Consider the following 7318-nt stretch of genomic DNA (forward strand, 5'->3'; position numbering starts at 1 on the left):
ATTTTATTTTTTACAAGCTATTCAATAATTGTTCCAAACTATATTCATCCTGAAGCAACACCTGCCGAGCCTTGCTTCCTTCGCTGGGGCCCACAATTCCTGCAGCCTCCAGCTGGTCCATGATCCGGCCGGCACGGTTATACCCGATAGAGAATTTACGCTGGATCATCGAAGTTGATCCCATTTGGTTCATTACCACCACACGGGCAGCATCATCAAACAGCTCATCTCGGTTATTCAGGTCGGTATCAAGTGCCCCGCCTTCCGATTCGCCCACATACTCAGGCAACATAAAGGCCGTCGGGTAACCTTGCTGTCCGGCAATGTGTTCGCAAATGCGATCTACCTCGGGCGTATCCACAAAGGCACATTGCAAACGGGTCATACTGCTGCCCATCGCAATCAGCATATCTCCTTTCCCGATCAGCTGGTTGGCACCAGGCGTATCCAAAATAGTGCGCGAATCGATCATTGAAGCCACCTTAAAAGCAATACGTGTTGGGAAGTTCGCCTTGATCACCCCGGTGATGATATTAATAGACGGCCGTTGTGTTGCGATAATCATGTGGATGCCGACCGCACGCGCCAGTTGGGCGATGCGGGCTATGGGCAACTCAATTTCCTTTCCGGCCGTCATAATCAGGTCGGCAAACTCGTCGATGATGACAACGATGTATGGCAGGTATCGATGCCCTTTCTCCGGGTTCAGTCGACGGGCAGTAAACTTGCCGTTATATTCTTTAATATTCCGCACATGTGCTTTTTTTAGCAGGTCGTAACGCATATCCATCTCCAGGTTCAACGAGTTCAGGGTATATTTAACCTTCTGAATGTCCGTGATGATCGGCTCTTCATCATCGGGCAACTTGGCCAGAAAATGTCGCTCAATGGTGGAGTAAAGGCTTAATTCAACTTTCTTCGGGTCAATCATCACCAGCTTCAGTTGCGACGGGTGCTTTTTGTAGAGCAAGGAGGTGATAATCGCGTTCAGCCCAACTGATTTACCCTGACCAGTTGCACCCGCCACCAAAATGTGCGGCATCTTGGTCAGGTCAATCAGGAACGTTTCGTTCGAAATGGTTTTACCCAACACCACGGGCAAATCGGCCGTACTTTCCTGGAATTTTTTGGATGAAATGATGGAGCGCATCGACACAACCTCAGGTTGTTGGTTGGGAACCTCGATACCAATCGTACCGCGCCCGGGGATTGGCGCAATGATGCGAATACCCAAGGCCGCCAGGCTTAGCGCGATATCGTCTTCCAGGTTTTTGATTTTGGCAATACGGATACCCGGCGCAGGTACAATCTCGTACAAAGTAATAGTTGGCCCGATGGTAGCCCGGATTTTGGTAATCTCAATTTTGTAATGACGGAGCGTTTCAACAATCTTGTTTTTGTTAGAAATCAGCTCTTCGTTGCTGACTTCGGCATTGCCTGATGGATGGTCGTCCAGCAAATCGATGGAAGGGAACTTGTAAGTTGACAAATCGAGCGTGGGATCATAAGCTTCCTGGCTTTCACCCGGATCAAAATCCTCATCCGTTTCTTCTTCAATTTTTTCCACCGTCATTTCCAACTCGCCTTCATCCACATTCGCTGAGGCATTGGAAAGCTGACTCTCCACATGGCTTCGGGCTCCTGAAACGTCCAACCGTTCCTCAATTTCAAGGTCGTCACTATCTGGATCAAATATCGTCTCAATCAAATCGTTTTCGTTGATAACTTTCGAAATCGAGTCGTCAGGCTCCACCTGTCCCGGGGTATCATCCACAACTTCATTGGTACCGGCGATGACAGCCTTTGGCTTGTTAATCCGGCCAAAAAACTGCTTCAGCCAGGGAATAAAATTTTCGACCCCAAAAAGGATAATCAGGAACAAGCTGCAAACGAGTACGAAAAACGTACCGATATTTCCAACCATTGAACTGAGCCAATTTGCCAAAAACAATCCATTTTCGCCCCCCGGGTTCAGGAAGCCGTTTACATTGAAACCTGAAAACAACAACCCCGAAAAAATTGATATCCAAAATATCAATACGACTGAAAAAAGCATGGCCCGGGAGAATTTCACCAACGACCTTCCCCAAAGGTCAAATGCGGCAATAATCAGCAGGTAAACAAAAAAGAAAGAGGAAATACCAAACCCCCGGTTGATGAACATTTCTCCCAGAAAGGCTCCGGTTTTCCCTGCTTTGTTCTGCACCTTAATGTCGGCATTGCGGATGAGCTCGCGCCACGAAATATCCAGTTTACTATGGTCTGCATGTCCATATATCAAAAAAGAAACAAATGCCACCAGCAGATAAAGCCCAAAAACAAACAGGAACAAGCCCAGCGTGTATTTGAATTTATCACCGGTAAAAAATGATTTCAGGCGAAAAAAAATGCCTGCTTTGGAGGACGACTTTTGGGTCTTGGTCTTCTTTGCCATGTTTTTTTGTAAAATTCGATTGCAAAGTTAACGAATTTTAAACAGGATATCTTGCCCGGGATGAAAGTAAAAACGTGAAGAAATCTGCTTGAAAAAGTTAAAACCAGCCAAAAATCCAGGTTCTTTCGGTATCACCGTATGAATCAGTTTCGATCAAGGTCAATACCCTGACATGGCCGGCATAAACGGCATTAAAAGTAAGATAAGGATCGTGGCAAACACACAGGTGATGACGCCCACCAGAACGCCAACCCGAAACCATTCACGGAACGACATATGGGCACGATAACGCTTTTCCATCATACCAATAGCCACAATGTTGGCCGTAGAACCAATCATGGTAATATTTCCGCCAAAACATCCGCCAAATAGAAGAGCCCACCAAAGCGGGGTTGAACCGATGTCGTTGATCACCGGGATAAAAGCGGCGATGAAAACCACATTATCAACAAAGGCCGAACCGGCAGCGGTGATAAACAGGACAACAGGAGCAAGTATCACCGGATTTTCACCAAAAGTTTCGGTAAATAGCTCTGCTATTTGCCCGGTCACCCCCGTTGCCTCCAGCGAAGCGGCAATAGCAAACAGCATCATAAAAAACATCAGTGTCCACCACTCCACTTCCGATTCGATGTAATGCCGCGCCCGCTCATTTTTCCAGATCATCAAAATTCCGGAGATAAACAGCGGCGTTACAATCAACAGGGTGTTTTTTTCGACCCCCAGCTTCCTTTCCAGAAAATGGTGCATAGCAATGAGCGTAATGGCAGCGCATAAAATGAACAATCCTTTTTTATACGGTAACTTCACCAAAGGACCCAAGCCGAGCTGCTTTTTTCGTCGGGCTTCGAGTCGTTCTGCCAGCATATCGATGTCCGCCCTGAACCAATAGAGCACAAAAAGCAAGGCGCCAATAAGCGACAGAATCATGATCGGTGCAGCCCAGGTAATGAAATCCAGAAACGAAAAGCCAGCTTTAGTCCCGATCAAGATACCAATCGGGTTGCCCAACATAGTGCCACTCGAACCAATGTTGGTGGCCAGTACGGCAATAATCACAAAAGGTGTTGCCCGCACCTTCAAGGTATCGCAAACCTGAAAAATTAGCGCCAGGATGATCACAATGGAGGTCACTTCGTCCACAACACTAGCCATCAGAGCCGAAATAACCATCACCATGGTTATAAATTTTCGCCCGGTCATATTCTCCATCCCTATTACCGACTGTATAATCCAGCTAAACAGGCCCAAATCCTTCAATACACCAACTAAAGTCATCATTCCCACCAGGAATAAAATGATATCGAGTTCTGAAGAAGCAATGAATTCTTGCAAGGTCAGTACATTCCCGCCCAAAATAGCAGCCATACCGATGAAAGCAATAGCCAGCCGGAAGTTCCAGAATAGCAGGGTGGACGAAATAATCAGCACAAAAGTGAAGATAGCCAGCAGTTGCTTTGTTTCGTGAAAGCTAAACAACAAGGCCAAACCGCTGGCTGCGGTACTGATGCCCAAAATAATCGCACCACGCAAAGCAACCTGCACCAAGTTTAGTTTGTGATTTTCCTTTTCCATGTTATTTCCGCAAAATCATGTTAGCCAGATTTTTTATGGTTACCAACCCAACCAGTGTCCGGTTGCGCAACACATACACATGTTCCGTTGAAAGCTTGGTCATGCCAATAGCCGCTTTTACGGCAGGATCGTCCCACTGGACCGTGGCCACCCGGTAGTTCATAATCTCGGTGAGCCAGGTGGAGGATTCGTTGTTCAGGATATTCCGGAAAGTTTCGAACTGAAGGATGGGAGTAATATCGTCCATCCACAAAATATGACGCGGAAAACAAATTTTCAACAGCTCCTCCAGCGAAACTTCACCAATCAGTTCGTTCTCGCGGTCAACTACCGGCAGGCACCGGCACTGGTACATGATCAGCAAGTCAATCGCCTTTTCCAGGTTATCCGTATCCTGGACGGCATTCCGCGGGGGCACCATTACATCCTGTGCCATGACATAAGGAGACAGCTGAAAATTCTGTTTATTGATCTGTTCCCATATGCTGGTTGTATTTGACTCATCCAGCACATTTTTGATCAAAACGACATCCTCGCTCATTTGCCTGATAGCCGGCAAAACTCGGTAAAGCAGATCGGGCCGGTTGTGGGGCGTAACAAGGAGTACAAAAATACCCGGGTTCTTCGCGTGTGTGGGCCGCGGCGACTCGATTCCACTCTTCGTGACAGCCATGGCAATATGCATCTTACCGTTAAAATTAATGCGAAAATGAAGGACGGAAATGTATGGATTAAACTTTCGGATGTGATATTCCTTGTGCTTTTCCAGGTAATGTTTCCGGGTTTGTACAATATGCCCGATCCCCACGGTAACAGCCAAGTTCACGAGCAGCTGTTGCACTAACTCGTCAAGCAAAACCGGCTCGCTGAAAACGAGGATATTCTCATTGGTAAAATAATATCCCAATTCCGGGTTTTCTGCTTGCTCCTTCTTCATCACCAAAACAGATTTATTGCTAATAAGTTAATGTATTTCAGTTGAAAATGAAGTAATATCCCCACTGTTTGTCAGCACGTCAGCCGGATTGTAACCGGCCTATTTAACCAATGCCCAATAAATTACAATCCGTCAGTCATAAACCGGTAAAATCCACCAATCCTAAATTCCATTCAGACTCAATTATTCAAATTGAAAGAAGAAAACATCCAATCCCCTACAAACTGTAAAGCTCACCAAAAACCAGTGTTTTAAAGCAGTTAAAACACACATCAAATAAAAGGAAGTTCAGTATTTAAATTGGGCTGATTTTTTATGTTTGTGTGGTACGCAATTCATTTGAACGATGAAAAAATTAGCGGTCATCGCACTTGGCGGCAATGCCTTGCTCAGGGGAAACGAGGCTGGCACTATTGAACAACAGGAAGCCAATACCACAGAAACACTCGAAAACCTGGTCCACTTGATCAAGGCTGGTTATAACCTGGTGATTACCCATGGCAATGGGCCGCAGGTGGGCAACATCCTGATGCGGAACGATGCGGGAGAACAACTTTATGGCATTGCAGCCATGCCCCTGGACATTTGTGTCGCCGACTCACAGGGGGGCATCGGGTATATGATTGAGCGGATGTTACGCAATGTACTGAACAAACACGGCATCAGTAAGCATATCATCTCCATGATGGGCATGGTAACGGTTGATCCGGTTGACCCGGCCTTCGACTTTCCCTCCAAACGCATCGGAAAAATCTATAGCCAGGCCGAAGCCGGTCACCTGCAAAAAAACAAAGGATGGCTATTCAAGCCTTCCACTAAAAATGATGACGGATGGCGACGTGTCGTTCCATCGCCTGAGCCTATTGATATCCTGAACAAAGATGTGATTGAAACCATGGCTAGAGATGGCAACATCGTCATAACCGCAGGCGGCGGCGGAATACCGGTTTATTACGATGCCAACAATGAGCTCCGCACCATCGATGCAGTAATCGACAAAGACATGACCTCCTCACTACTGGCCACTGAGATTGGCGCCAATGAGTTTTATATATTAACCGACGTGCCGTTTATTTTCAAAGATTATAGACTGCCCACCCAGGAAAAACTGGAATTTCTGGATTATGCAGACACGAAAATGTACCTCGAAAAAGGTATTTTTGGCGAAGGAAGTATGGCGCCAAAAATCAGGGCCTGCCTTCGGTTTGTGGAAAAAGGAGGCGAAAAAAGCGTGATCACCGAAGCCAAAAAGCTGAAAGACAAATCATACGGATCAAAAATCACCATGTATTATGACAGCTGAACAGATTCCCTGATCATCCCAAAAACACCATAAATGACAAAGAATGACCACAAATGACCATAAATAAAATGGAAATCAACCTGCGAAACCGGAATTTCTTAAAACTGCTCGACTTCACACCCGAAGAAATCAGTTACCTGCTTGAATTGTCAAAAAACTTAAAAGCAGCCAAAAAAGAAGGCATCGAACAACATCTGTTGAAAGGCAAAAATATCGCCCTCATTTTCGAGAAAACGTCAACCCGTACGCGTTGCGCATTCGAAGTTGCAGCATTCGACCAAGGAGCACAGGTGAGCTACCTGGGCCCGTCAGGAACCCAAATCGGGCATAAAGAATCGATGAAAGATACCGCACGTGTGCTTGGCCGTATGTATGATGGAATTGAGTACCGCGGATACGGGCAGGTTATTGTAGAAAAATTGGGGCGTTATGCCGGTGTTCCGGTTTGGAACGGGCTCACCAACGAGTTTCACCCCACCCAGGTGCTGGCCGATTTTCTGACCATGCAGGAACACCGCGGAAAACCCCTCTCAGAAACCACCTTTTGCTATTTGGGTGATGCGCGTTTCAACATGGGCAACTCGCTGATGGTGGGAGCCGCCAAAATGGGCATGGATTTTCGCATCGCTGCACCGAAAGGCTTTCAACCTGATGCCGATTTGGTAACTGCCTGCCGGGAAATCGCCGGCCAAACCGGGGCAAAAATTACCATCACCGATCAGGTAGCAGAGGCCGTGAAAAGTTGCGATTTTTTATACACAGACGTTTGGGTGTCAATGGGTGAACCCGAAAGCGTGTGGGCTGAGCGCATTGAGTTGCTTAAACCATACCAGGTAAACCGTAAAGTGATAGAGCTCACCGGCAAACCAGACGTGAAATTTTTGCACTGCCTGCCAGCCTTCCATAACCGCGATACAAAAATAGGCGAAGAAATCTTCCAAAAGTTCGGGATGGATGCGCTGGAGGTAACCGAAGAGGTGTTCGAAAGCCCGGCCTCCATTGTGTTCGACGAAGCAGAAAACCGTATGCACACTATAAAAGCAGTGATGGTGGCAACACTGGTTTAATC

The 7318-nt window shown here is 46.7% G+C and carries 5 protein-coding genes; 2 read left to right on the forward strand and 3 right to left on the reverse strand.

Annotated features, from left to right (window positions below; translation table 11 throughout):
* Nucleotides 1-10: 10 nt before the first annotated feature.
* The 3 genes from N2K84_RS16545 to N2K84_RS16555 all read right to left on the reverse strand — a co-directional run bounded on the left by N2K84_RS16545 (nucleotide 11) and on the right by N2K84_RS16555 (nucleotide 4946).
* Nucleotides 11-2434 (reverse strand): FtsK/SpoIIIE family DNA translocase, encoded by a 2424-nt coding sequence (locus tag N2K84_RS16545; protein ID WP_282592944.1) that lies wholly within the window; start codon nucleotides 2432-2434, stop codon nucleotides 11-13.
* A 159-nt stretch (nucleotides 2435-2593) separates the two neighbouring features.
* Complete coding sequence (locus N2K84_RS16550; RefSeq protein ID WP_282592945.1) at nucleotides 2594-4009, reverse strand: ArsB/NhaD family transporter; 1416 nt, start codon at nucleotides 4007-4009, stop codon at nucleotides 2594-2596.
* Between the two features lies 1 nt (nucleotide 4010).
* Nucleotides 4011-4946, reverse strand: a complete 936-nt coding sequence (locus N2K84_RS16555) for a CBS domain-containing protein (protein WP_282592946.1) — start codon at nucleotides 4944-4946, stop codon at nucleotides 4011-4013.
* Nucleotides 4947-5292: 346 nt separating this feature from the next.
* On the opposite strand from N2K84_RS16555, the gene N2K84_RS16560 reads away from it, so the two are divergent.
* Both N2K84_RS16560 and argF read left to right on the forward strand, forming a co-directional pair.
* Nucleotides 5293-6249: a carbamate kinase gene (locus N2K84_RS16560; RefSeq protein ID WP_282592947.1), complete on the forward strand. Its 957-nt coding sequence runs from the start codon at nucleotides 5293-5295 to the stop codon at nucleotides 6247-6249.
* Nucleotides 6250-6302: 53 nt separating this feature from the next.
* Nucleotides 6303-7316 (forward strand): ornithine carbamoyltransferase, encoded by a 1014-nt coding sequence (gene argF, locus N2K84_RS16565; RefSeq protein ID WP_428221997.1) that lies wholly within the window; start codon nucleotides 6303-6305, stop codon nucleotides 7314-7316.
* Nucleotides 7317-7318 lie beyond the last annotated feature (2 nt).

The sequence above is a fragment of the Gaoshiqia sediminis genome (assembly GCF_025907915.1).
In the GTDB taxonomy this organism is placed as follows: Bacteria; Bacteroidota; Bacteroidia; order Bacteroidales; family Prolixibacteraceae; genus Gaoshiqia; species Gaoshiqia sediminis.